Annotated in this window: 20 protein-coding genes; 13 read left to right on the top strand and 7 right to left on the bottom strand. The window is 71.8% G+C overall.

The annotated features are described in order from the left end of the window. The first annotated feature begins 137 nt into the window (after positions 1-137). From ACWF79_RS08500 to ACWF79_RS08475, 6 genes are all read left to right on the top strand, one after another. Positions 138-1,766, top strand: coding sequence for a peptide ABC transporter substrate-binding protein (locus ACWF79_RS08500; protein WP_453727285.1), 1,629 nt, complete (start codon positions 138-140; stop codon positions 1,764-1,766). An 82-nt stretch (positions 1,767-1,848) separates the two neighbouring features. Next, positions 1,849-2,772, top strand: coding sequence for an ABC transporter permease (locus tag ACWF79_RS08495; RefSeq protein ID WP_453727284.1), 924 nt, complete (start codon positions 1,849-1,851; stop codon positions 2,770-2,772). Further along, positions 2,765-3,751 (top strand): ABC transporter permease, encoded by a 987-nt coding sequence (locus ACWF79_RS08490; protein WP_453727283.1) that lies wholly within the window; start codon positions 2,765-2,767, stop codon positions 3,749-3,751. Before ACWF79_RS08495 ends, ACWF79_RS08490 begins: the two co-directional genes overlap by 8 nt. A 6-nt stretch (positions 3,752-3,757) precedes the next feature. After that, positions 3,758-4,732 (top strand): ABC transporter ATP-binding protein, encoded by a 975-nt coding sequence (locus ACWF79_RS08485; protein ID WP_453727282.1) that lies wholly within the window; start codon positions 3,758-3,760, stop codon positions 4,730-4,732. Further along, positions 4,725-5,783, top strand: coding sequence for an ABC transporter ATP-binding protein (locus ACWF79_RS08480; protein WP_453727281.1), 1,059 nt, complete (start codon positions 4,725-4,727; stop codon positions 5,781-5,783). Before ACWF79_RS08485 ends, ACWF79_RS08480 begins: the two co-directional genes overlap by 8 nt. Before the next feature lie 230 nt (positions 5,784-6,013). Further along, entirely contained in the window at positions 6,014-6,937 is a 924-nt protein-coding gene (locus ACWF79_RS08475) for a hypothetical protein (RefSeq protein ID WP_453727280.1), read from the top strand. Between the two features lie 6 nt (positions 6,938-6,943). Here the strand turns inward: ACWF79_RS08475 and ACWF79_RS08470 are convergent, their stop codons facing one another. Continuing rightward, the gene (locus ACWF79_RS08470; RefSeq protein WP_453727279.1) at positions 6,944-9,142 is read right to left on the bottom strand and encodes a prolyl oligopeptidase family serine peptidase; all 2,199 of its coding nucleotides are present in this window, start codon (positions 9,140-9,142) and stop codon (positions 6,944-6,946) included. 174 nt (positions 9,143-9,316) lie between these two features. On the opposite strand from ACWF79_RS08470, the gene ACWF79_RS08465 reads away from it, so the two are divergent. The 4 genes from ACWF79_RS08465 to ACWF79_RS08450 all read left to right on the top strand — a co-directional run bounded on the left by ACWF79_RS08465 (position 9,317) and on the right by ACWF79_RS08450 (position 13,278). After that, the gene (locus ACWF79_RS08465; protein ID WP_137993529.1) at positions 9,317-9,511 is read left to right on the top strand and encodes a hypothetical protein; all 195 of its coding nucleotides are present in this window, start codon (positions 9,317-9,319) and stop codon (positions 9,509-9,511) included. Positions 9,512-9,566: 55 nt separating this feature from the next. Further along, positions 9,567-10,469, top strand: coding sequence for an N-acetyl-1-D-myo-inositol-2-amino-2-deoxy-alpha-D-glucopyranoside deacetylase (gene mshB, locus ACWF79_RS08460; protein ID WP_453727278.1), 903 nt, complete (start codon positions 9,567-9,569; stop codon positions 10,467-10,469). Continuing rightward, on the top strand, positions 10,466-10,810 hold the full coding sequence (locus tag ACWF79_RS08455) for a DUF6113 family protein (RefSeq protein ID WP_453727277.1): 345 nt from the start codon (positions 10,466-10,468) through the stop codon (positions 10,808-10,810). The genes mshB and ACWF79_RS08455 overlap by 4 nt, the downstream gene beginning before the upstream one ends. 185 nt (positions 10,811-10,995) lie before the next feature. Next, on the top strand, positions 10,996-13,278 hold the full coding sequence (locus tag ACWF79_RS08450) for a hypothetical protein (protein ID WP_453727276.1): 2,283 nt from the start codon (positions 10,996-10,998) through the stop codon (positions 13,276-13,278). A gap of 83 nt (positions 13,279-13,361) precedes the next feature. Here ACWF79_RS08450 and ACWF79_RS08445 read toward each other — a convergent pair whose 3' ends face one another. The 4 genes from ACWF79_RS08445 to ACWF79_RS08430 all read right to left on the bottom strand — a co-directional run bounded on the left by ACWF79_RS08445 (position 13,362) and on the right by ACWF79_RS08430 (position 17,555). After that, complete coding sequence (locus ACWF79_RS08445; RefSeq protein ID WP_453727275.1) at positions 13,362-14,936, bottom strand: alkaline phosphatase D family protein; 1,575 nt, start codon at positions 14,934-14,936, stop codon at positions 13,362-13,364. Next, positions 14,933-15,511, bottom strand: a complete 579-nt coding sequence (locus ACWF79_RS08440; RefSeq protein ID WP_453727274.1) for a phosphoesterase — start codon at positions 15,509-15,511, stop codon at positions 14,933-14,935. Before ACWF79_RS08440 ends, ACWF79_RS08445 begins: the two co-directional genes overlap by 4 nt. A gap of 200 nt (positions 15,512-15,711) precedes the next feature. After that, on the bottom strand, positions 15,712-16,557 hold the full coding sequence (locus ACWF79_RS08435) for a SirB1 family protein (protein ID WP_453727273.1): 846 nt from the start codon (positions 16,555-16,557) through the stop codon (positions 15,712-15,714). Then, entirely contained in the window at positions 16,554-17,555 is a 1,002-nt protein-coding gene (locus ACWF79_RS08430; RefSeq protein ID WP_453727272.1) for a GNAT family N-acetyltransferase, read from the bottom strand. Before ACWF79_RS08430 ends, ACWF79_RS08435 begins: the two co-directional genes overlap by 4 nt. A 112-nt stretch (positions 17,556-17,667) precedes the next feature. Here ACWF79_RS08430 and fdxA point away from each other — a divergent pair, with 112 nt between their 5' ends. Beyond that, positions 17,668-17,988 carry a ferredoxin gene (gene fdxA, locus ACWF79_RS08425; RefSeq protein ID WP_003985062.1) on the top strand — a complete coding sequence of 107 codons (321 nt, stop codon included), beginning with the start codon at positions 17,668-17,670 and terminating at the stop codon, positions 17,986-17,988. A gap of 105 nt (positions 17,989-18,093) precedes the next feature. Continuing rightward, complete coding sequence (locus ACWF79_RS08420; protein ID WP_453727271.1) at positions 18,094-19,206, top strand: bifunctional succinyldiaminopimelate transaminase/glutamate-prephenate aminotransferase; 1,113 nt, start codon at positions 18,094-18,096, stop codon at positions 19,204-19,206. Between the two features lie 131 nt (positions 19,207-19,337). Here ACWF79_RS08420 and ACWF79_RS08415 read toward each other — a convergent pair whose 3' ends face one another. Next, a complete protein-coding gene (locus ACWF79_RS08415) occupies positions 19,338-19,790 on the bottom strand; it encodes an ATP-binding protein (RefSeq protein ID WP_453727270.1) in 453 nt (150 codons plus the stop codon). Between the two features lie 296 nt (positions 19,791-20,086). Further along, positions 20,087-21,088, bottom strand: coding sequence for a hypothetical protein (locus tag ACWF79_RS08410; protein WP_453727269.1), 1,002 nt, complete (start codon positions 21,086-21,088; stop codon positions 20,087-20,089). Positions 21,089-21,117: 29 nt separating this feature from the next. On the opposite strand from ACWF79_RS08410, the gene dapE reads away from it, so the two are divergent. Further along, positions 21,118-22,200, top strand: a complete 1,083-nt coding sequence (gene dapE, locus ACWF79_RS08405; protein ID WP_453727268.1) for a succinyl-diaminopimelate desuccinylase — start codon at positions 21,118-21,120, stop codon at positions 22,198-22,200. Positions 22,201-22,268 lie beyond the last annotated feature (68 nt).

Below are 22,268 nucleotides of genomic sequence, written 5' to 3'. Positions count from 1 at the left end.
CACGAGGGCGCCCCGGCCATGACGGCCGGGGCGCCCTCGCGCATCTGTTCTTCCGGGTGTCGTAAAGGTGCATACCCTCCGAATGCGGGTGATATTGGGGCTCTCAGTAGAGACCCAGGATCCTCGGGAGGAACCTCATGCGCGGAGCCACGCACGCCAGGTGGGCCGCACTGGCCGCCGCCGTCGCCCTCACGGCCACGGCATGCGGCGGCGGAGACGACGGCGGAGGCGGTGGTGGCGCGGACGGCATCGTGAGCTCCTCGTGGGGCGACCCGCAGAACCCGCTGGAGCCGGCGAACACCAACGAGGTCCAGGGCGGCAAGGTCCTCGCCATGATCTTCCGGGGGCTCAAGCAGTACGACCCGAAGACCGGCGCGGCCAAGGACATGCTCGCCGAGAAGATCGAGACCACGGACTCCACCAACTTCACCATCACGGTCAAGGACGGCTGGACCTTCTCCAACGGCGAGCCGGTCACCGCGAACTCCTTCGTGGACGCCTGGAACTACGGCGCCCACCTGAAGAACAATCAGAAGAACTCCTCCTTCTTCGGCCAGATCGAGGGCTACGACCAGGTCCACCCCGAGAAGGGTGAGCCGACCTCCGAGACCATGTCGGGCCTCAAGGTCGTCGACCCCAGGACCTTCACCGTCAAGCTCACCCAGAAGTTCTCCACCTGGCCCGACACCCTCGGCTACGCCGCCTTCTCCCCGCTCCCGAAGGCCTTCTTCGACGACCACGCCGGCTGGCTGAACAAGCCCGTCGGCAACGGCCCGTACACGGTCGACTCGTACGCCAAGGGCTCCCAGATGGAGCTGAAGCGCTGGGACGGCTATCCCGGCACGGACAAGGCGCAGAACGGTGGCGTGACCCTCAAGGTCTACACCGACAACAACACCGCCTACACCGACCTGACCGCCGGCAACCTCGACCTCGTCGACGACGTGCCGGCCTCCCAGCTCAAGAACGTCGAGGCGGACCTCGGCGACCGGTACATCAACGAACCGGCCGGCATCATCCAGACCCTCGGCTTCCCGTTCTACGACCCCGCGTGGAACAAGCCCGGTCAGGAGAAGCTCCGCCAGGGCATCTCCCGGGCGATCAACCGCAAGCAGATCACCGACACGATCTTCCAGAAGACCCGCACGCCGGCCGTCGACTGGACCTCCCCGGTCCTCGGCGAGGAGGGCGGCTTCAAGGACATCTGCGGCGACTTCTGCAAGTACGACGCCGCAGAGGCGAAGAAGCTCGTCGCCGAGGGCGGCGGCATCCCCGGCGGCACGATGAGGATCTCGTACAACGCCGACACCGGCTCCCACAAGGAATGGGTCGACGCCGTCTGCAACTCCATCAACAACGCGCTGGGCAACAACCGGGCCTGCGTCGGCAACCCGATCGGCACCTTCGCCGACTACCGCAGCCAGGTCTCCACGCAGAAGATGCCCGGCCCCTTCCGGGCCGGCTGGCAGATGGACTACCCCCTCATCCAGAACTTCCTGCAGCCGCTGTACTACACGAACGCCTCGTCCAACGACGGCAAGTACACGGACCCCGAGTTCGACAAGCTCGTCGACCAGGCCAACGCCGAGTCCGACATCGGCAAGGCCGTCGAGACCTTCCAGCGGGCCGAGGAGGTCCTCCGTGACGACATGGGCGCGATCCCGCTCTGGTACCAGAACGGCAGCGCGGGCTACTCGGAGCGCGTCTCCGGCGTGATGCTCAACCCCTTCAGCGTCCCGGTCTACGACCAGATCAAGGTCAACTGACGCAGCGCGTCGGCGTACGGCCCGGCCCGGCGTTCCCCCAGGCGCCGGGCCGTACGCCTACCCCACACCCCCGGAGCACCTCATGGGTCGTTATGTGATCCGGCGTCTGCTGCAGATGATCCCGGTCTTCATCGGCGCCACCCTGCTGATCTTCCTGATGGTGAACGTGATGGGCGACCCCATCGCGGGCCTCTGCGGCGACCGCGCCTGCGATCCCGCGACCGCCGCCCAGCTGGAGAAGGAGTTCGGCCTCGACAAGCCCGTCTGGCAGCAATACCTGACCTACATGGGCAACCTCTTCACCGGCGACTTCGGTACGGCCTTCAACGGCCAACCGGTCACCGAGCTGATGGGCAGCGCCTTCCCGGTCACCATCCGGCTCACCGTCGTGGCGATCCTCTTCGAGATCGTCATCGGCATCAGCCTCGGCGTCCTGACGGGCCTGCGGCGCGGCCGCCCCGTCGACACCACCGTCCTGCTGCTGACGCTGGTCGTCATCTCGATCCCGACCTTCGTCACCGGTCTGCTGCTCCAGCTCCTCCTCGGCGTGAAGTGGGGCTGGATCAAGCCCGCCGTCTCCTCCGAGGCCACCTTCGACGAGCTGATCGTCCCCGGCCTCGTCCTCGCCTCCGTCTCCCTCGCGTACGTCACCCGGCTCACCCGGACCTCGATCGCGGAGAACAAACGCGCCGACTACGTCCGTACCGCCGTCGCCAAGGGCCTGCCGCGCCGCCGGGTCATCACGCGCCACCTGCTGCGCAACAGCCTCATCCCCGTGGTGACCTTCATCGGCGCCGACATCGGCGCGTTGATGGGCGGCGCGATCGTCACCGAGCGGATCTTCAACATCCACGGCGTCGGCTACCAGCTCTACCAGGGCATCGTCCGGCAGAACACCCAGACCGTCGTCGGCTTCGTGACCGTCCTCGTCATCGTCTTCCTGCTGGCCAACCTCCTCGTCGACCTCCTGTACGCCGTCCTTGACCCGAGGATCCGCTATGCCTGAGCATCCTGAGCCGTTCGACGACGGGCGCGCCATCGACCACACGGGGGCGGGCGGCGCCACGGACCTCGCCATGGAGGAGGGCGCCTCGCTGGAGAAGACGCCCGGCGGCCCGCAGGGCACCGGCCCGGCCGGCAAGCCCCGCTCGCTCTGGTCCGACGCCTGGCACGACCTGCGGCGCAACCCGATCTTCATCGTCTCGGGCCTGATCATCCTCTTCCTCGTGGTCATCGCCATCTGGCCGTCCCTCATCGCGAGCGGCGACCCCCTCCAGTGCGACCTGTCGAAGGCCCAGGAGGGCTCCCAGCCCGGCCACCCCTTCGGCTTCAACGGCCAGGGCTGCGACGTGTACACCCGTACGGTCTACGGCGCCCGGACCTCCGTCGCCGTCGGCGTCCTCGCCACCCTCGGCGTCGCGATCCTCGGCTCCCTCCTCGGCGGCCTCGCCGGCTTCTTCGGCGGCGGCTGGGACGCGGTCCTCTCGCGGATCACCGACGTCTTCTTCGCCATCCCGGTCGTCCTCGGCGGCCTCGTCCTGCTCTCGGTCGTCACCAGCGCCACCATCTGGCCCGTCATCGGCTTCATGGTGCTGCTGGGCTGGCCGCAGATCTCCCGCATCGCCCGCGGCTCGGTCATCACCGCCAAGCAGAACGACTACGTGCAGGCGGCCCGGGCGCTCGGCGCCTCCAACTCCCGCATGCTGCTCCGGCACATCGCGCCCAACGCCGTCGCACCGGTCATCGTCGTGGCGACCATCGCCCTCGGCACGTACATCTCGCTCGAAGCGACCCTGTCGTACCTCGGCGTCGGGCTGAAGCCCCCCACCGTCTCCTGGGGCATCGACATCTCCTCGGCCTCGCAGTACATCCGCAACGCCCCGCACATGCTGCTCTGGCCCGCAGGCGCGCTCGCGATCACCGTGCTCGCGTTCATCATGCTCGGCGACGCGGTGCGCGACGCCCTCGACCCGAAGCTGAGGTAGGCGCCCATGCTGCTCGAAGTGCGCGATCTGCACGTGGAGTTCCACACCCGGGACGGCGTGGCCAAGGCGGTCAACGGGGTCAGCTACTCGGTCGACGCGGGCGAGACCCTGGCCGTCCTCGGCGAGTCCGGCTCCGGCAAGTCCGTCACCGCCCAGGCCGTCATGGGCATCCTCGACATCCCGCCGGGCAGGATCACCGGCGGCGAGATCCTCTTCCAGGGCCGGGACCTGCTGACGCTCAAGGAGGAGGAGCGGCGCCAGGTCCGGGGCGCGAAGATGGCGATGATCTTCCAGGACGCGCTGTCCTCCCTCAACCCCGTGATCAGCGTCGGGGACCAGCTCGGCGAGATGTTCCAGGTCCACCAGGGCATGTCCCGCAAGGACTCCCGGGCCAAGGCCGTCGAGCTGATGGACCGGGTCCGCATCCCGGCCGCCAAGGAGCGCGTCGGGCAGTATCCGCACCAGTTCTCCGGCGGTATGCGCCAGCGCATCATGATCGCGATGGCGCTCTCCCTCGAGCCCGACCTGATCATCGCGGACGAGCCGACGACCGCCCTCGACGTCACCGTCCAGGCCCAGGTCATGGACCTCCTCGCCGAGCTCCAGCGCGAACTCGACATGGGCCTCATCCTCATCACCCACGACCTCGGCGTCGTCGCCGACGTCGCCGACAGGATCGCCGTGATGTACGCGGGCCGGATCGTCGAGACCGCGCCCGTCCACGAGATCTACAAGGCACCCGCCCACCCCTACACCCGGGGCCTGCTCGACTCGATCCCGCGCCTGGACCAGAAGGGCCAGGAGCTGTACGCGATCAAGGGCCTGCCCCCGAACCTGCTGGCCATCCCGCCCGGCTGCGCCTTCAACCCGCGCTGCCCCCTGGCCAGGGACGTCTGCCGCACCGACGAGCCGCCGTTGTACGAAGTGTCGGAGGAACGCCGCAGCGCGTGCCACTTCTGGCAGGAGGCCCTCCGTGGCTGAGCCGATTCTCCAGGTCCGCGACCTGTACAAGCACTACCCGCTGACCCGGGGCGTCGTGTTCAAGAAGCAGGTCGGCGCGGTCAAGGCCGTCGACGGCGTCGACTTCGACCTGGCGGCGGGGGAGACCCTCGGCATCGTGGGCGAGTCCGGCTGCGGCAAGTCGACCGTCGCGAAGATGCTGGTCAACCTGGAGCGCCCGACCTCCGGAACGATCCGCTACAAGGGCGAGGACATCGCCGCGCTGTCGCCGCGCGCCCTGCGGGCCGTCCGCCGCAACATCCAGATGGTCTTCCAGGACCCGTACACCTCGCTCAACCCCCGGATGACGGTCGGTGACATCATCGGGGAGCCGTACGAGATCCATCCCGAGGTCGCCCCGAAGGGCGACCGGCGGCGGAAGGTCCAGGACCTCCTCGACGTCGTCGGCCTCAACCCGGAGTACATCAACCGCTATCCGCACCAGTTCTCCGGCGGCCAGCGGCAGCGCATCGGCATCGCGCGCGGCCTCGCGCTCCAGCCGGAGATCATCGTTGCGGACGAGCCGGTCTCGGCCCTCGACGTCTCCGTCCAGGCCCAGGTCGTCAACCTCCTGGAGAAGCTCCAGAGCGAGTTCTCGCTCAGTTACGTCTTCATCGCCCACGACCTGTCCATCGTCCGCCACATCTCCGACCGTGTCGGCGTCATGTACCTGGGCCGGATCGTCGAGATCGGCACCGACAGCGAGATCTACGACCACCCCACGCACCCCTACACCCAGGCCCTGCTGTCGGCGGTCCCGGTGCCCGACCCGGACGCGCGGGCGCACCGCGAGCGGATCATCCTCAGCGGCGACGTGCCCTCGCCCGCCAACATCCCCTCCGGCTGCCGCTTCCGCACCCGCTGCTGGAAGGCGCAGGAGCGCTGCGCGCTCGAAGTCCCGGCGCTGGCGGTCCCGGCGGTCTTCCGGCTCACGGACACCCCGGCGAAGCACGACTCGGCGTGCCACTTCGCGGAGGAGAAGCACGTGGTCCCGACGGAGGAGGGGCGGGAGGGGCCGGGAGGCGCCAAGTAGCGGGCGCATGTCCGAGCAAATCATCGTCAAACGTGTTAACGCACAGGCAACTTGACCGACCCGGATCCGATATACGAACGCGCCAAGCTCGACAGCGTACGGCCGTGCGGGTGCCGTAGGCCGGCCGGAGCGCGCCATGTCGCCCCGGCCGGCCGCCACCACCCTCGACTTGCCGGTCGAATATGCGGAACCGCTTGTTTCGGTCCGTGGTAGCGGTGAGTATCGGCTCCGTGACAGTGACACGACCGGCACGTCTCACCGGCGCCGCGCTGTGCGGCGCGCTCGCGCTCGTCATCGTCGTCTGGCTCCTGCGGGACCTCGCGGCCTTCGGCTCACCCGCCGAACTCGGCTGGTACTGGGCCGGGGACCCCACCTTCCTGCTCCGGAGCAGGTCCGCCACCTCCCTGCTCGACCCGCTCCTGCTCGTCGCCTACGCGGCCACCGCGATCGCCGCGCTCCGCTCGTCGCTCGCCGCCCCCGCGCTCGCCACGGCAGGCGCCGTCACGCTCGCCCTGCGGCTGCCCGGTCTCTGGGCCACCGGCGTCGAGGCGCTCGTCACGACCCTCCTCACGCTCGCCCTCGCCGCCGGTCTCGTCGTCACCGCCGTCGCGGGCCGCCGCCCGGCGGACGACCTCCCTCCCGCCAGGCCCCGTACGGGCCCCGCGCTCGCTGCCGGGGTCCTGTGCGCCGGGGCCGGGGTCGCCTGGGCAGCCTGGGAGGTGCACTGGGGGCGGGCGTTGCCGGTCGAGGCGACCGTCGACCGGTTCACCGGTGGCCGCTCGCTCCTCCTGCCCGCGCTCGCGGTTCCCCCGGCCTGGCTGAACGTCATGCTCGCCGTTCTTTTTCTGACGGCCGCCGGCAGCGCCTTCGCCCGCGCCCCGCACGCCCGGCCCCTCGGCCTGCTCGCCGGGCTGCTCCTGACGGGCTGGGGGTTCGCCGGGGTCTGTGCCGCCTTACGGTTCGGCTGGGGCGAGCACCTCGCCGCGCTGGACGGCGACGGCCGGCTCGCCCTCGCCACCTCGGCGTACGGGCTGCTCGCGGGGGCCGCCGTGCTCGTCCTGTGCTCCGTGCGCGGCGCACCCCACGCCACGGGCCGTCACCCGGTGGCCGCGCTGCCGCCCGCCCCGCCGCACCCCCGTCCGCCCGGCTGGTGAGCTCGACTAGCGGTCGAGGCCCAGCGCGCGCTTGAGGAAGTCCACCTGAAGCAGCAGCAGGTTCTCCGCCACCTGTTCCTGCGGGGTGATGTGGGTGACGCCCGTCAGCGGCAGTACCTCGTGGGGCCGCCCCGCCGCGAGCAGCGCCGAGGAGAGCCGCAGTGTGTGGGCCACCACCACATTGTCATCGGCGAGGCCGTGAATGATCATCATCGGCCGGGCCGGCTCCTCCGGCGCCGACAGACCGTCGTCGGTCACCAGCGAGTTCGCCGCGTACACCTCCGGGCTCTCCTGCGGTGTCCCGAGGTACCGCTCGGTGTAGTGGGTGTCGTACAGCCGGAAGTCCGTCACCGGTGCCCCCGCGACCGCCGCGTGGAAGACGTCGGGCCGCCGCAGCACGCCGAGCGCGGCGAGATAACCGCCGTACGACCAGCCCCGGATCGCCACCCGGTCCAGATCGAGCGGGAAGTCCTTCGCCAGCGCGTGCAGCGCCTCGATCTGGTCGTCGAGAGTCGGCGTCAGATCGTTCTTGATCGCCTTCTCCCACGCCGGTGACCGGCCCGGCGTACCCCGCCCGTCCGCGACGATCACGGCGAAGCCCTGGTCGGCGAACCACTGCGACGTCAGGTGCGGGTTGTGCGCGGCGACCACCCGCTGGCCGTGCGGACCGCCGTACGGATCCATCAGCACCGGAAGAGGCCCGTCGCCCTCCGCGTACCCGGAAGGGAGCAGCACGGCGCACGGAATCCGCCGTGCGCCCCCCTCGACGAGTCGCACGCCCGCCGACAGCACCGGCGTCTCCGCGTGGGAGCCGACCACCGCCACCTGCTCGCCGTCCCGCAGCACCCGCGCCACACTCCCCGGCGCGTCCGGCCGGGCCGAGACCAGCACCGTCACCCCTCCGCCGCGCACCGCCGAGTGCACCCCTACGCCCTCCGAGACGCGCTCCACGCCCCGCTCGCTCACCCGGTACACATGGATCTCGCCGGTCTCCGGCTCCGTCCGCTCCTCACCCGCCGAGGCCGACACCAGGACGTCGTCCTCCCCGATGTCGAGCACGCTTCTGAGCTGCAGTGCCGCACCCGTCAGCGCCCGGTCCCCGACCGCGAGCACGCGCGCCCCGCCCTCGCCCGCCCGTCGCCCACCGCCACCCTTCTGCGGATGCGCTTCGCGCGCTTGATCTTCGATCCGTACGAGACGTCCGCCCGGAGCCCACGCCGGCACCCCCGGCAGCAGCTCCAGCCACACCGGGTCCTCGTCCGCGTGCACCGTCCGCGTCGCCCCGGTCGCCGGGTCCACGGCCAGATGCAGCTGGGTCCGCTGGTCACGCGCCTGCACGAGCAGCAGCGGCGCCCCGTCCCCCGACCAGTGCACCCGGGCCAGATACGGATACCGTTCCCGGTCCCACTCGACCTCGGTCCGCTCGCCGGCCAGATCCACCACGTACAGCCGCACCTCCGCGTTCGGCGTCCCCGCCGCCGGATACGGCACCACCTGAGGTTCCCGCTCCGGATGCGCGGGATCGGCGATCCACCACCGTCGTACCGGCCGGTCATGGGCGCGTGCCACCAGCAGACGGTCCGAATCGGGCGACCACCAGAACCCCCGCGACCTGCCCATCTCCTCCGCCGCGACGAACTCCGCGAGCCCGTACGTCGTGTGGGCGTCCTCCGGCTCCGCGAGCGCCCGGTCACCCTCCCCGTCCGCGCCCGTCACCCGCAGCGCGCCGCCCACCACATAGGCGACGAGCCGCCCGTCCGGCGACGGCCGGGGGTCGATCACCGGCCCGGGCACCGGGAGTTCCCGCGCGGTCCCCGCCCGCAGCTCCGCCGCGAACAGCCGCCCCGACAGCGCGAAAGCGGCCAACTCCACGGCCGCGTCCACCGCGTACGCCACGATCCCGCCCGACCCCTCACGGCTCCGCTCCCGCCGCGCCCGCTCCTCGGCCGACAACTCCTCGGCCGCGCCCGCGAGCAGCGTCTCCGGGTCCGCGGCGAGCCGCTCCCGCGGCCCGGTGTCCCGGGGCAGGTCCAGGACCCACAGTCCGTGCGAGCGGTCCGTCCCGGACGACGAGCGGACGAACACGACGCGTTCGCCGTCCGGCGAGACCGTGAACGTACGCGGGGCGCCGAGGGTGAAGCGCTGGGTCCGGGCGTACTGGCGAGGGAACGAGAGCGGGTACGACGGCAGTTGCGTGGAGGTCATACGACCGAAACTAGCGCCGTGCGCCCCCCATGTGCCTCCGTACACCATCAATGCGGTGCCACACATAGTTATGATCGGTAGCTGTGGGTGGGTAGGGAAGAACTGACACCTGGCACATGCTCGCCGACCTGACCGTCCGAATATCCGACCGAAGAAGTGTGGAGGTGAACCGCCGTGGCACTCTCGATTTCGGCGGTGGTGCTGCTGGCGATCGTCGTCTTCCTGCTGATCCGGAAATCCGGACTGAAGGCTGGACACGCGGCGGTCTGCGCGCTCCTCGGGTTCTATCTCGCGAGCTCGTCCATCGCCCCGTCCATCAGCACGCTCACCACGAACGTGGCGGGCATGATCGGCGGCCTCAAGTTCTGAGCCCCCGCGCTCGGGGGTGTCCGGCGGTCCCCGGCCCGCCTCGTAGGGTGGGGCCATGACGGTTCTCCCAGCCCGTCGTCTGCTCCTGGTGCACGCGCACCCCGACGACGAGTCGATCAACAACGGCGCCACCATGGCCAGGTACGCGGCCGAGGGCGCCCAGGTCACGCTCGTGACCTGCACGCGCGGCGAGGAGGGCGAGGTCATCCCGCCCGAGCTCGCCCACCTCGCGCCCGACCGGGAGGACCGGCTCGGACCCCATCGCGTCGGCGAGCTCGCCGACGCGATGAAGGAGCTGGGCGTCACCGACCACCGCTTCCTCGGCGGCCCCGGCCGCTTCCGCGACTCCGGGATGATGGGCGTCGAGCAGAACCGGCGCGAGAACGCCTTCTGGAACACGGACGTCGACACCGCCGCCCCGTATCTGGTGGAGATCATCCGCGAGACCCGCCCGCAGGTCATGGTCACCTACGACCCCGACGGCGGCTACGGACACCCCGACCACATCCAGGCCCACCGCGTCGCCATGCGCGCCGCCGAGCTGGCCGAGGACGCCGCCTACCGCCCCGACCTCGGCCCGGCCCACACGATCGCGAAGATCTACTGGAACCGTGTCCCCCGTCCGCTCGCCGAGGCCGCGTTCGGCCGGCTGCGCGCCGAGGGCGCCGGGTTCCCCGGCATCGCGGACATCGACGACGTACCGGGCGTGGTGGACGAGGACCTGATCACCGCCGAGATCGACGGCGAGACCGCCTGGGCGGCCCGCAAGGCCGCCGCGATGCGCGCCCACGCCACCCAAATCGCCGTCGAGGGAACCTTCTTCGCGCTCTCGAACGATCTGGGACAACCCATCCTCACCACGGAGCACTACCAGTTGGTCAGGGGCACGCCGGGCGCGCCGGAGGGCGTGCGCGAGACGGACCTCTTCGCAGGCATCACGAGTGAGGACGGCGAGTGAACCTCCGCATCGTCTGGTACGTCGTCCTCCTCGTCCTCGGCGCCCTCGTCGGTGTCGCGGGCTCGTTCGTCCAAAACGCCTGGTTCCCCGGCGGGTTGATCCTCGCCCTCCTCGCCGCCGCGGCCGTCTTCTACGGCGGTCTGCGGGCCACCGACACCCAGCTCGGGATCGTGGTCCCCGGGGCGGGCTGGCTCGGCGCCGTCGTGCTGCTCAGCCTCGGACGCCCGGAAGGCGACGGGGTCTTCGGCGGCGGTGCCGCCGAGATGATCTACCTGCTCGGCGGCATGGCGATCGCTGTGATGTGTGCCACGATGTCGCGGCCCGCCCGACCGGCCCCGTGAACAGGGTGACTTGAGAGGAGCTTCGGTGAAGGGCTGCCCCGACTTCGGCCGGATTGCCCCGTACTGGATCCCCCGCCGCCGGGTGCCTGCGGGCGACGGCCAGTATGGTGGTGCGCGCCGCCGAGCCGCCCGGGTACACGTGCACCAGCAAGAGCGGGCGGTGGAGCCAACCGGGAGAACCTGCTTTGAGTCGTGAAACTGGTCGAGAGACTGACAGTTCGTCCTCCGGCGCCCAGGGGCGCGGTGGAGCCGCGTACCCGTCCGGTACGCCGCCGTACGGATCCCGCCAGTATCCGTCGCTCCACCCCCTGCAGGACGGGTCCGACGAGACGGCCGGTGCCGCCGCCGCGCCGCCCGCTCCTCCGCAGCCGGAAGAGCCGAAGACCGAGACCACGCTGACCACCCGCATCCGGATCAACATCCCGGGTTCGCGGCCGATCCCGCCCGTGGTCGTCCGCAAGCCGGTCGGCGACGCCTCCTCGGACTCCGTGCCCGCTCCGGCCTCCGAGGCGCCGGCACCGGCCCCCGCGCCGGAGGCCGCGGCCGCTCCGGCGCCCGCTCAGGCCGAGCCGCCCAAGGCCGAGGACAAGCCGACGAGCGACTGGTTCGCCCCGCGCAAGTCGGCCACGCCCGACGCGCCTGCGGCCCCGGCTCCCTCCGCGGGGCCCTCCACGGCTCCTCCCGCCGGTCCTTCCGCCCCGGCCGGGAAGTCGGGCCTGTCCCAGCTCTCCGAGCCCGGCGCGCCGCGCCCCGGCGCGCCCGGACGGGGCTCGGGTCCGGGTGCCTCGGGCCCGGGACGCACGCCTCCGGCGGGCGTACGGCCCCCGGCGACGGGCGGCCAGCCGCGCGGCGCCGGTTTCGCCGGTCCCGCGACGGGCGGCATCCCGAGGGTCGGCGGCGCGTCGATCTCGGCCACGCCCGCGTCCGGTACGCCGATGTTCCTCGCGACCCCGCCGCAGGACGAGGCCGCGTACGGCCCCGACGGCGCCCCCTACTCCCAGGGCCCCGCAGCCCCGAACGGCCCGACGACGGGCCCCGTGACGGGCAACAGCACCATGGGCGGCGCGCCTATGGGTGGGCGACCCATGGGTGGTGGCCCCACGGCGGGCAACCCGCTGGCAGGCGCCGGACCCATGGCTGGCAACCCGCTGGCGGTCGGCGACCCCCTGACGGGTGGGCCGTCGAACCCCGGTGACCCCCTGGCCGGCACCGCGCCGACCGCCGGTGACCCCTTCGGGGGAGGCCCGCGGATGTCGGACGACACCGCCGTCCTCACGCCCCAGAACCCCGGCCCGGGCGCCCCCGGCCCCGGACAGGCCCCGCCCGGTGGCGGCCACGTCTCCGGGGACACGCTCACCAGCGGCATCCCGGTCGTCCCCTCGGGCCCGGACCTGACGCCCCGGGCCCAGGACCGAGGATTCTCGACCCCCGAGTACGTCGGCGGCGCCCCGGCCGAGCCGCGCCCCGCGCCCTCGTCCCCCGCCCCCGCCTCCTCGTCCCGCTCCTCCGCCCCGCCGAAGAAGGGCCGCTCCAAGCTGGTCCTCGTCGGTGCCGGCGTCTTCGGCCTCGCCGGTGTCGCCTACGGCGCCGGGCTGCTCCTCAACCACTCCGACGTCCCCAAGGGCACGACCGTCCTCGGCGTGGACATCGGCGGCGGTACGAAGGAGGAGGGCGTCAACAAGCTGGAGGCCGCCCTCGGCAAGCGCGCCCACGCGCCCCTCAAGCTCAACGTCGGCGGCAAGACGGTCGAGCTCGCCCCGGACAAGGCCGGTCTCTCCCTGGACAGCCAGGAGACCGTCCGCGCCGCGGCGGGCAGCGACTACAACCCCGTCTCCGTGATCGGCTCCCTCTTCGGCGGCGAGCGGGTCGCCGAGCCGAAGCTCCCGGTCGACGAGGAGAAGCTGGCCGTCGCCCTGACCGACGTGGCCGGCGCCTCCGGCTCCGCCACCGAGGGCACAATCAAGTTCTCCCCCGGCAAGGTCACCGCCGTGGAGGGCAAGCCGGGCAAGGGCCTGGACGTCGCCCGTTCGATGCTCTTCGTCAAGGACGCGTACCGCGCCCAGGTCGAGACGGGCAAGGCGAAGCCGGTCGAGCTGCCCGTCGTCACCCGCGAGCCCACGATCACCAAGGCCGAGCTGGACCGGGCGATGAGGGAGTTCGCCCAGCCCGCGATGTCCGACGTGATCCTGATCAAGGCGGGGTCCAAGGAGATCAAGTTCGGCCCGGCGCGCTCGCTCCCGCAGATCCTCTCCATGAAGCCCGTCAACGGCCGCCTGGTGGAGGTCTACGACAAGAAGGCGATCGAGCGGCTCCTCGACGGCGTCTTCGACGGCATCATGATCACCAAGGCCGACGGCAAGAAGCACCAGGTCTCCGCCGACGACGTGGCGTTCGTCATGCGCGACGCCCTGATGGGCAAGACCCTGGCCGAGCGGACGAAGACGATCGACCTCAGCGGCCAGGGCTGACGAGGGCCGGACGACCGACGTACGCGCGAAGGGCCCGTCCCACCGGTGGAGACCGGCGGGACGGGCCCTTCGGCCGTCCACCGTCAGTCGCGGCGGTACTGCGCCGGCGAGCCCTTGGTCGCCGGGTCCTCGTACGAGCCCGCCTTCCCGCGGTCCACGTGGAAGGTGGTCAGCGTGGAGACGGGCGACGCCGGGTCGCGGCGGTCGCCGATCACCCGCATGTGCGCGCTGAAGCGCTGCGGGGTGACCTCGTAGACGTCGTAGCCGTAGCGGTTGCCCTCGAAGTACTTCAGGTGCGGGTTGGCCGCCCCCATGACAGGCCCGTTCGTGGCGTTCCAGCTCGCCGAGTAGGCGCCCGAGGTCACCGAGTGCGCCGTGAACTCCGTACCGATGACGGGGGAGGAGACGTCGTCGAAGTCGGGCCGGATGTCGTCGACGAACGCCGAGTGCCAGTCGCCGGTGATGACGACCAGGTCCTCCATGCCCGTGCTGTGCACATGGCCGAGGATCTCCTTGCGCTCGGCGCGGAAGCCGTCCCACTGGTCGGTGAACATGTACGAGCCGCCGGGACGGCCCCGGAGCTGGCTGAGCATGATCGAGTTGGCCCACACGTGCCAGGTGTCGGGGGCGCCGTCGATGTTCTTCTTCAGCCAGTTCTTCTGCCCGGCGCCGAGGATCGTGCCGTCGGCGAGGTTCTGGGCCGAGCGGTACGAGCGCAGGTCGAGGACGCTCAGCTCCAGCAGGTCGCCCCAGCGGCGCACGCGGTGGATCTCCGGGTCCGGCAGCGCGGTCCTGGTCCCGGCACCGCCGTCGCGGTGCGGCATGTTCTCGTACCAGGCCTGGTACGCGGCCGCCCTCCGCTGCATGAACGGCGCGCCGCCGCCCGTACCGGAGTAGTCGTTGACGACCTCGTGGTCGTCCCAGGTCAGGAACCACGGGTGGGCCGCGTGCGCCTCGCGCAGGGAGGCGTCGCCCTTGTAGAGCGCGTGCCGGCGACGGTAGTCGGCCACGGTGAAGACCCCCGGGCCCTCGTGGTCGCGGACGTGGTCGGCGGGGACGCCGCCGACCTGACCGTGCTCGTAGATGTAGTCGCCGAGGTGGACGACGAAGTCGACGTTCTCGCGGGCGATGCCCCGGTGGGCCGCGTAGAAACCGTCGTGGAACGCCTGGCAGTTGGCGGCGGCGAAGCGGACCGAGGCGATGCTGCCGACGGGCGCGGTCTTCGTACGGCCGATCCGGCTCCGCCTGCCCAGCGCCTTGAAGGCGTACCAGTAGTGGATGCCCGGACGCAGCCCGGAGACCGGGACGTGCACGCTGTGGCCGAGCGTCGCGGAGGCGGGCACGGAGCCGCTCGCGACGATGTTCCGCAGCTGGGGGTCGGTGGAGACGAACCACTCGACCTCGACGATCTCACTCAGCTTCTGCTCGGCGGCCAGCGGCTCGGGGGCGAGCCGCGTCCACAGCACGACGCTGTCGGGCTGCGGGTCGCCCGAGGCGACGCCGAGGGTGAACGGCGCCGGGTCGTAGTCGGCGCCGAGCGCCTGGGCGGCCTCCAGGGCCTGCGCGGGCGACAGTCCGGCGGAGAGCGGCCAGACGAGGTTCAGGGCGCCGGCGGCTCCGGCCGCCTTGAGCAGATCGCGGCGGTTGAGCCTGGTCACTTGAGTCCCCCCGTGGCGTGCAGCGTGAGCGATATGGCGTCGGCGTACCCGTCGTTGGACGTTCCGCTGCCGGTGCGCGTGAAGACGAGCAGCACCCGCGCGGAGCGCGCGGTACGCGGCACCCTCGCGGTCGCGCTGCGCTCCAGGAGCGCGGTACGGGACAGCCGCTCGGCGGCCGTCACCGGTCCGAGCACGGAGAGGGCCACCGGGGTGCCCTGGGCGTCGCGGAACTCCACGGACAGCCGGGCGCCGTCCTCCTGCGCCGCGTACCCGCCGAGCCATCCGGCGAGCGTGTAGCTCACCTGCCCGGCGTCGATGTGCAGCCACCCCGTGGAGCCGTTCCGGGGCAGGGCGATGTCCTGGACGAGCGCGGTACGGGGGCTGTTGCCGCCGGAGAAGAACCGGCTCCCACGACTGGCGGGCCCGGGGTCACCGGCCCCGGGGTAACCGTTCCCCAGGGCGTACGAGATGAGCGCGGGCGCCCCTTCGGCCACCACCCACCCGGTCACCTCGGTGACGGGGGCGGCGGACCCGCCGGGTCCGCTCTCCGCGTCGCCGTTGACTACGAGATTCACTCGAGCCTCCTCGATCAAGCGCTGTGGTTCGTCCACATGGCGCATGTATCGCAGCAGTCAGGAGTGAACTCTTGAAGGCCAGTTGGGGAACGGGGGCCGGGAGTTGTACAGACAACTCTCGGGTAGTGCGGGGTCACCATGCCCCGCCGCACTCGGCTCGGGGCACCCCTGGCCCCCTAGTTCGGGGCACCCCTGGCCCCCTAGTTCAGCAGGGCGCGCGCCGCCTGGGCCCTGTTGCGGATCGAGGCTGCCGCGCTCGGTTCGACCGCGTCCACGACCGAGGCGTACGCCTCCATCTCCGCCGCCCCCGCCTGGAAGTCGCCCCGCTGCACCAGCAGCTCCGCGTGCTCGTAGCGCAGCCGGGCCGGGTGGGAGGGGAGGAGCAGGGACAGCTCCACCGCCCACAGCGCCACGCTCGACCGTTCCGGGCGGGGGGCCGCCCAGGCGCGGATGTTGTTCAGGATGCGCAGGACGATGTCCAGCGGGTCCGTCGGGCGCAGCATCGACGGCTCAAGAGGCTCGCCCGTCGCGCCCGCGACCAGCAGCTCCGCGTCCACACCGGTCATCGGCCTGCCGCCCGCGAAGGGGTCCGCGAAGACCTGGGCCGCCGGGTCGCCGAAGCCGATCACGAAGTGGCCCGGCAGCCCGAGGCCGTACACGGGGGCGCCCGCCCGCCGTGCCACCTCCATCCAGACCACGGACAGCAGGATCGGGAGCCCACGGCGCCGCCGAAGCACCTCGTGCAGCAGCGAGGACTCCAGGCGCTGGTAGTCGGCCGGAACGCCCTGGAAGCCGTACCGCCCGCCGAGCAGCCGGGCCAGCGCGGCCACCCAGTCCGCCGGGTCGTGCACGCCGTACGGCAGCTCTCCGGCCAGCCGGTCGAGCTCGATCTCCGCCTCGTCCAGGTCGGCCTCGGTCAGGCCGTCGTCCGCCACCGCCCCGATCAGCAGACAGAGCCGTGCGAGGTCCGGACGCCGCGAACGGGCCTCCTCCGCGAACTCCCGCCGCCATTCGGTCACGCCGGTCACGCCGGTCTCCTCCCTCACGCCTCCGCCGGTCGGTAGTGGTGGTAGTGGTGATGGACCGCGAAGCCCATGGCCTCGTACATCGCCCGCGCCCCGTCGTTGTCCGACTCCACCTGGAGCCAGGCCGCCGACGCGCCCTCGTCGAGGGCCTGCCGGGCGAGCGCCGCCATCACGGCCGTGGCAAGACCCTGGCGCCGGTACGCGGGGTCGACCTCCACCGCCAAGAACCCGGCCCAGCGGCCGTCGACCACACACCGACCGATCGCCGCCGGTATGTCTTCCGTGCCCGGTACGGATGCGAACCACACACTCGGGCCGCTGGACAGGACGCGCAGCACATGGGGCCCGACCACACCTGCCCGGTTGTAGCGGCGCAGCCACGACTCGTCCACGCTCCGTGCGAGCCGGACCCGCGAGACGTCCGCGTCCAGGTCACCGACCGGGGCGAGCCCTGCGACCCGTACCTCCGCCGTGACCTCCGGCCGCCAGCCGTGCCGCTCAAGATCCGCGCAGAGGAGTTCCTGCGTGCCCGCCGCGCCCGTCGCCGTCTGTACGTACGGAGTGAGGTCCCGCTCGCCGTACCACCCGCGGACGCGCGCCAGCGCGGCGTCCAGCGGCAGTCCGGGGTCACCGAGCGGCAGCACCGAGTTGGCCCGCCGGGTGAACCCGCCCGCGGCCCGCAGCGTCCACTCGCCCAGCGCCTCGCTCTCCGCCGGCTGCCACGCGCGCGCCGTCGCCCGCGCCAGCTCCTCGAAGGAGGCGGCCGGACCGCGCCTGCGGGCCGGGGCGGCGGGCACGACCTTGCCCGCGACCAGGGCGGATTCCGCGATCCGGACAGCCTCACCCGTCCGTCGTGTGATCAAGACCACACCCTGATCCCAGGATGTGAGAACTCCTACCGCGTCGGTGAATTTCCCACCCGGGTCACCCGCCTCCGTCACATACCGAACTGAGACACGTTTTCCCACGTCAGCGCGGGTAATACACACCTCAAGGCGCCCTCCAGCGGTGAATTCCACAGCTTCTCCGCCCCTCCTGTTCGGATCGTCCCCAAGAACGGAGATACTAGGGGCGGGCATCGACGACGCCGCGCTCCCGCGCAGACCAGCCCTACCGAGGAGGAACGACAGCGTGACCTACGTCATCGCGCAGCCTTGTGTCGACGTCAAGGACAAGGCATGCATCGAGGAGTGCCCCGTCGACTGCATCTACGAGGGCTCCCGGTCCTTGTACATCCACCCGGACGAATGCGTCGACTGTGGTGCTTGTGAGCCGGTGTGCCCGGTCGAGGCCATCTTCTACGAGGACGACACCCCGGAGGAGTGGAAGGACTACTACAAGGCGAACGTCGAGTTCTTCGACGAGCTCGGTTCGCCCGGTGGTGCCTCCAAGCTCGGCCTGATCGAGCGCGACCACCCCTTCATCGCCGCCCTGCCGCCGCAGAACGGCTGATCGAACCGTCCTCGGTCCCGTACAGCCTCGCCCACCGGCGCGCTGTACGGGACCGACGCGTTTGTCGACGCGACTTTTCGTACGTACGAGGAAGTGAGCCAACTCGTGAGCGCAGTCTCGGGCGCAGTCTCTTCGCGCCTCCCCGCCTTCCCCTGGGACAAGCTGGAGCCGTACAAGAAGACGGCGGTGGCCCACCCGGACGGCATCGTGGACCTCTCCGTGGGGACCCCGGTCGACCCCGTCCCGGAGCTGATCCAGCGTGCGCTGGTCGCGGCGGCGGACTCGCCCGGCTATCCGACGGTCTGGGGCACGACCGAGCTGCGGGACGCGCTCACCGGCTGGTGCGAGCGGCGCCTCGGCGCGGTCGCCCTCACCCACCACAACGTGCTGCCGGTCGTCGGCTCCAAGGAACTCGTCGCCTGGCTGCCGACGCAGCTCGGCCTCGGCGCCGGTGACCAGGTCGCCTACCCGCGCCTCGCCTACCCGACGTACGAGGTCGGCGCCCGGCTCTGCGGCGCGGAGCCCGTCGTCTACGACGATCCCGTCGCCGACCTCGACCCGGCCGGGGTCAAGCTCCTCTGGCTGAACTCGCCCTCCAACCCCACCGGCAAGGTCCTCGGCAAGGACGAGCTGACCCGGATCGTGGCCTGGGCGCGCGAGCACGGCATCCTCGTCTTCTCCGACGAGTGCTACCTGGAGCTGGGCTGGGAGGCCGACCCGGTCTCCGTGCTGCACCCGGACGTCTGCGGCGGTACGTACGAGGGCATCGTCGCCGTCCACTCGCTCTCCAAGCGCTCCAACCTGGCCGGCTACCGCGCCGCGTTCATCGCGGGCGACGCGACCGTCCTCGGCGAGCTGCTCCAGATCCGTAAGCACGGCGGCATGATGACGGCCGCCCCGGTGCAGGCCGCCACGGTCGTCGCTCTCGGCGACGACGCGCACGTCGCCGAGCAGCGCGAGCGGTACGCGGCCCGGCGCGCGGCGCTGCGGACGGCGCTGGAGGCACACGGCTTCCGCATCGAGCACAGCGAGGCGAGCCTCTACCTGTGGGCGACCCGCGACGAGCCCTGCTGGGAGACCGTGGCGTACCTGGCCGACAAGGGCATCCTGGTCGCGCCCGGGGACTTCTACGGGACGGCGGGGGAGCGGTTCGTCCGCGTGGCCTTCACGGCGACGGACGAGCGGGTCGAGGCGGCGGTCAAGCGCCTGGCCGCCTGACGGTCGTACGGACACGAGAGGGCCCGGGGAGCGGCACGCTCCCCGGGCCCTTTCCCGTACCGGTGCTGGAGTTACCGGTACGGGGGTTCAGTCGGCGCCCGGCCGACGGCCAGGCGCCGGTCGGCCGCCGATCAGCCGCCGAGCGGGAGACCGCCCAGCGACGGGACGCCGCCGGTCGGGAGGCCCTGGCCGAGGGCGCCGGTCGACGGGGCGCTCTCGGTGGCCGCGCCCGCGGTCTCGCCGAGGACCTCGCCCGTGCTGCCGGCGGTCTCGCCCGCGACCTTCTGCGCGGCCGGGGTGGCGGTCTTGCCCGCCGCGCCCACGGTCTTGCCGGCGGCCGGGACGGCCTTGCCGACGGCCTTGCTGCCGGTCTCGCCGACGACGCCGGTGGCGGTCTGCGAGGCGCCGTCGACCGCGGTGCCGACCCCGGCGCCGTCCAGCGAGCTGATGCCGGCGAGGGCGCCCGTGGGCGCGATGTTGTGCTCCATGGCGCTCGCGGAGCCGGCCGCACCGACCACGGGGGCTGCTCCGGCCGCGACGAGGAGGGCGGCGCGGGCGATCCGACGGGTCAGGGGGAGGGACATGGTGCTCCTTCGACGGAGAGGACGTACTGACGCCGTGCTCAACCGAGGCGGGGGAGGGGGAGGTTGCGGCGTTCGAAGGTAAAGCCCGTGCGATGCATCGCATTATCGGGTCGGGAGGAAAGCGGACGAACGCGCCGAAGATCCAAGCCCTGCTGAACCGTCACTCCCCTTGGGGCGCAAGGGGAGTGGGGGGTGAGGCGGGTCGGCCGCGGAGGGACGCCGCCGAATACCCGATCAGGTGACCCTCCGTACGCGCGCCCGACCGGCGAGCGGGCTCCCGGCCGCGTGGCCGGCCCCTACCGCTCCAGCCGGATACGCACCGTCGCCTCGTCGGCCGCGTCCGTCGCCCGGGACCGGGTCCACGTGCCCGAGGTGTCGGTCGCGCGCCAGACCTTGCCCGCGTACGCCACTTCCGCGATCCGCAGGTCGTGCGCCCGCGCCACCGCCCAGTGGGCCAGCTCCCAGCCGCGCTGGGCGTCCGTGCCCGAGGTCGCGAGGACGGGGACGGAGATCACGGCGGGGGCGGCCTGCGCGCCCGTGCCGCCGCCACCGGCGTTCCTGCCCGCGCCCGAAACCGCACCCGAACCCGTGCCCGTACCCCCGTCCGCGCCCGCCGCCGGTTTCGGGGCGGCCTTCTCGCCGAAGGCCCGTACCAGCTCCGCCCGTACCTTCACCGGGTCGCCCGGCCTTCCGGCGTCGACGGTGCTCGTCGTGCAGCGGAGGGCGGCCGCCGAGCGGCCCGTCAGTGCGGCCGCGAGCAGCGCCGCGTCCGGCTCGTGCTTCGCGTACGCCTGCGGGAATCCGCTGCGCTGCACCTTCTGGGCCGCCACCGTCAGCGGGAGCCGCGAGTATCCCGGGACCTTCGCGAGACCCTCGTAGAACTTCCGGGAGGAGTACACCGGGTCCATGATCTGCTCCGGCGTGCCCCAGCCCATCGACGGGCGCTGCTGGAACAGGCCGAGGGAGTCCCGGTCGCCGTGCTCGATGTTCCGCAGCGCGGACTCCTGGAGCGCCGTCGCCAGGGCGATCGTGACGGCCCGCTCAGGCATCCGGCGCGTGGTGCCCACGGCCGAGATGGTGGCCGCGTTCGCCGCCTGCTCGGGCGTGAATTCGTATGTGTTCTCGCCACTGCCCACCGTGCAGGTGGGCGCGCCCTTGGAGCCCGTGACATGGTGCACGGCCACATAGGCGATCAGACCGCAGAGCACGGCGAAGGCCGCCGTGTACCTGGCGAGACGGCCGCGACGGCCGGTGCGGGCAGTGTGGGGGATACGGCTGGGCTCGGACACGGGGCCCACCGTACTGGAGGCCGGGTTAGGGTCGGCACATGGCTGACAACGCTCCCCTCGACCTCACGCTGGACGGCCCCGCGCTCACCGCCGCGCTCGTCGACTTCCCCTCGGTCAGCGGGACCGAGGAGCCGCTCGCCGACGCGATCGAGCAGGCCCTGCGGACCCTGCCGCACCTCACCGTCGACCGCTTCGGCAACAACGTCGTCGCCCGGACGAACCTGGGCCACGAGGAGCGGGTGATCCTCGCCGGTCACATCGACACCGTGCCGATCGCCGACAACGTGCCCTCGCGGCTCGACGAGAACGGCATCCTGTGGGGCTGCGGCACCTCCGACATGAAGTCGGGCGTCGCCGTCCAGCTCCGGATCGCCGCCACCGTCCCCGCGCCCAACCGTGACCTGACCTTCGTCTTCTACGACCAGGAGGAGGTCGCCGCCCATCTCAACGGCCTCGGGAAGATCGCCGAGGCCCACCCCGACTGGCTGGAGGGCGACTTCGCGGTCCTCCTGGAGGGCTCCAACGCCGAGGTCGAGGGCGGCTGCCAGGGCACGCTGCGCGTCTTCCTGCGTACGGAGGGCGAACGCGCCCACTCCGCGCGCTCCTGGATGGGCTCCAACGCCATCCACTCCGCCGCCCCGATCCTCGCCCGCCTCGCCGCGTACGAGCCGCGGCGGCCGGTCATCGACGGCCTGGAGTACCACGAGGGCCTCAACGCCGTACGGATCGAGGGCGGCGTCGCCAACAACGTCATCCCCGACGCCTGCACGGTCGTCGTCAACTACCGCTACGCCCCCGACCTCACCCCTGCCGAGGCCGAGGCGCACGTGCGCGAGGTATTCGCCGACTGCGGCGTCGCCGAGTTCGTGGTCGACGACCACAGCGGTGGCGCCCTGCCGGGCCTCTCCCACCCGGCCGCCGAGGCGTTCATGAAGGCGGTCGGCGGCACGGCCCACCCCAAGTTCGGCTGGACCGACGTGGCCCGCTTCAGCGCGCTGGGCGTCCCCGCGGTCAACTACGGTCCGGGCGACCCGATCTACGCGCACAAGGTCGACGAGCACGTCGTCGTGGAGCGGATCGTCCACTGCGAGGCGCGGCTCCGCGACTGGCTCACTGCCTGACAGCCGTAATTCTGCTTTTTGTCACGTCTGTGGACCTACCCTGACCGAATCAGAAGATCAGTGGATCG

This window comes from Streptomyces sp. NPDC054975, from assembly GCF_053609105.1.
The sequence above is the reverse complement of the archived record's forward strand: the minus strand, read 5'-3'. Positions and strand labels throughout refer to the sequence as shown.

Coding starts and splice junctions, on each gene's coding strand:
- ACWF79_RS08500 (WP_453727285.1), top strand. CDS start 138: ATGCGCGGAGCCACGCACGCCAGGTGGGCCGCACTGGCCGCCGCCGTC.
- ACWF79_RS08495 (WP_453727284.1), top strand. CDS start 1,849: ATGGGTCGTTATGTGATCCGGCGTCTGCTGCAGATGATCCCGGTCTTC.
- ACWF79_RS08490 (WP_453727283.1), top strand. CDS start 2,765: ATGCCTGAGCATCCTGAGCCGTTCGACGACGGGCGCGCCATCGACCAC.
- ACWF79_RS08485 (WP_453727282.1), top strand. CDS start 3,758: ATGCTGCTCGAAGTGCGCGATCTGCACGTGGAGTTCCACACCCGGGAC.
- ACWF79_RS08470 (WP_453727279.1), bottom strand. CDS start 9,142: ATGACCTCCACGCAACTGCCGTCGTACCCGCTCTCGTTCCCTCGCCAG.
- mshB (WP_453727278.1), top strand. CDS start 9,567: ATGACGGTTCTCCCAGCCCGTCGTCTGCTCCTGGTGCACGCGCACCCC.
- ACWF79_RS08415 (WP_453727270.1), bottom strand. CDS start 19,790: ATGTCCCTCCCCCTGACCCGTCGGATCGCCCGCGCCGCCCTCCTCGTC.
- dapE (WP_453727268.1), top strand. CDS start 21,118: ATGGCTGACAACGCTCCCCTCGACCTCACGCTGGACGGCCCCGCGCTC.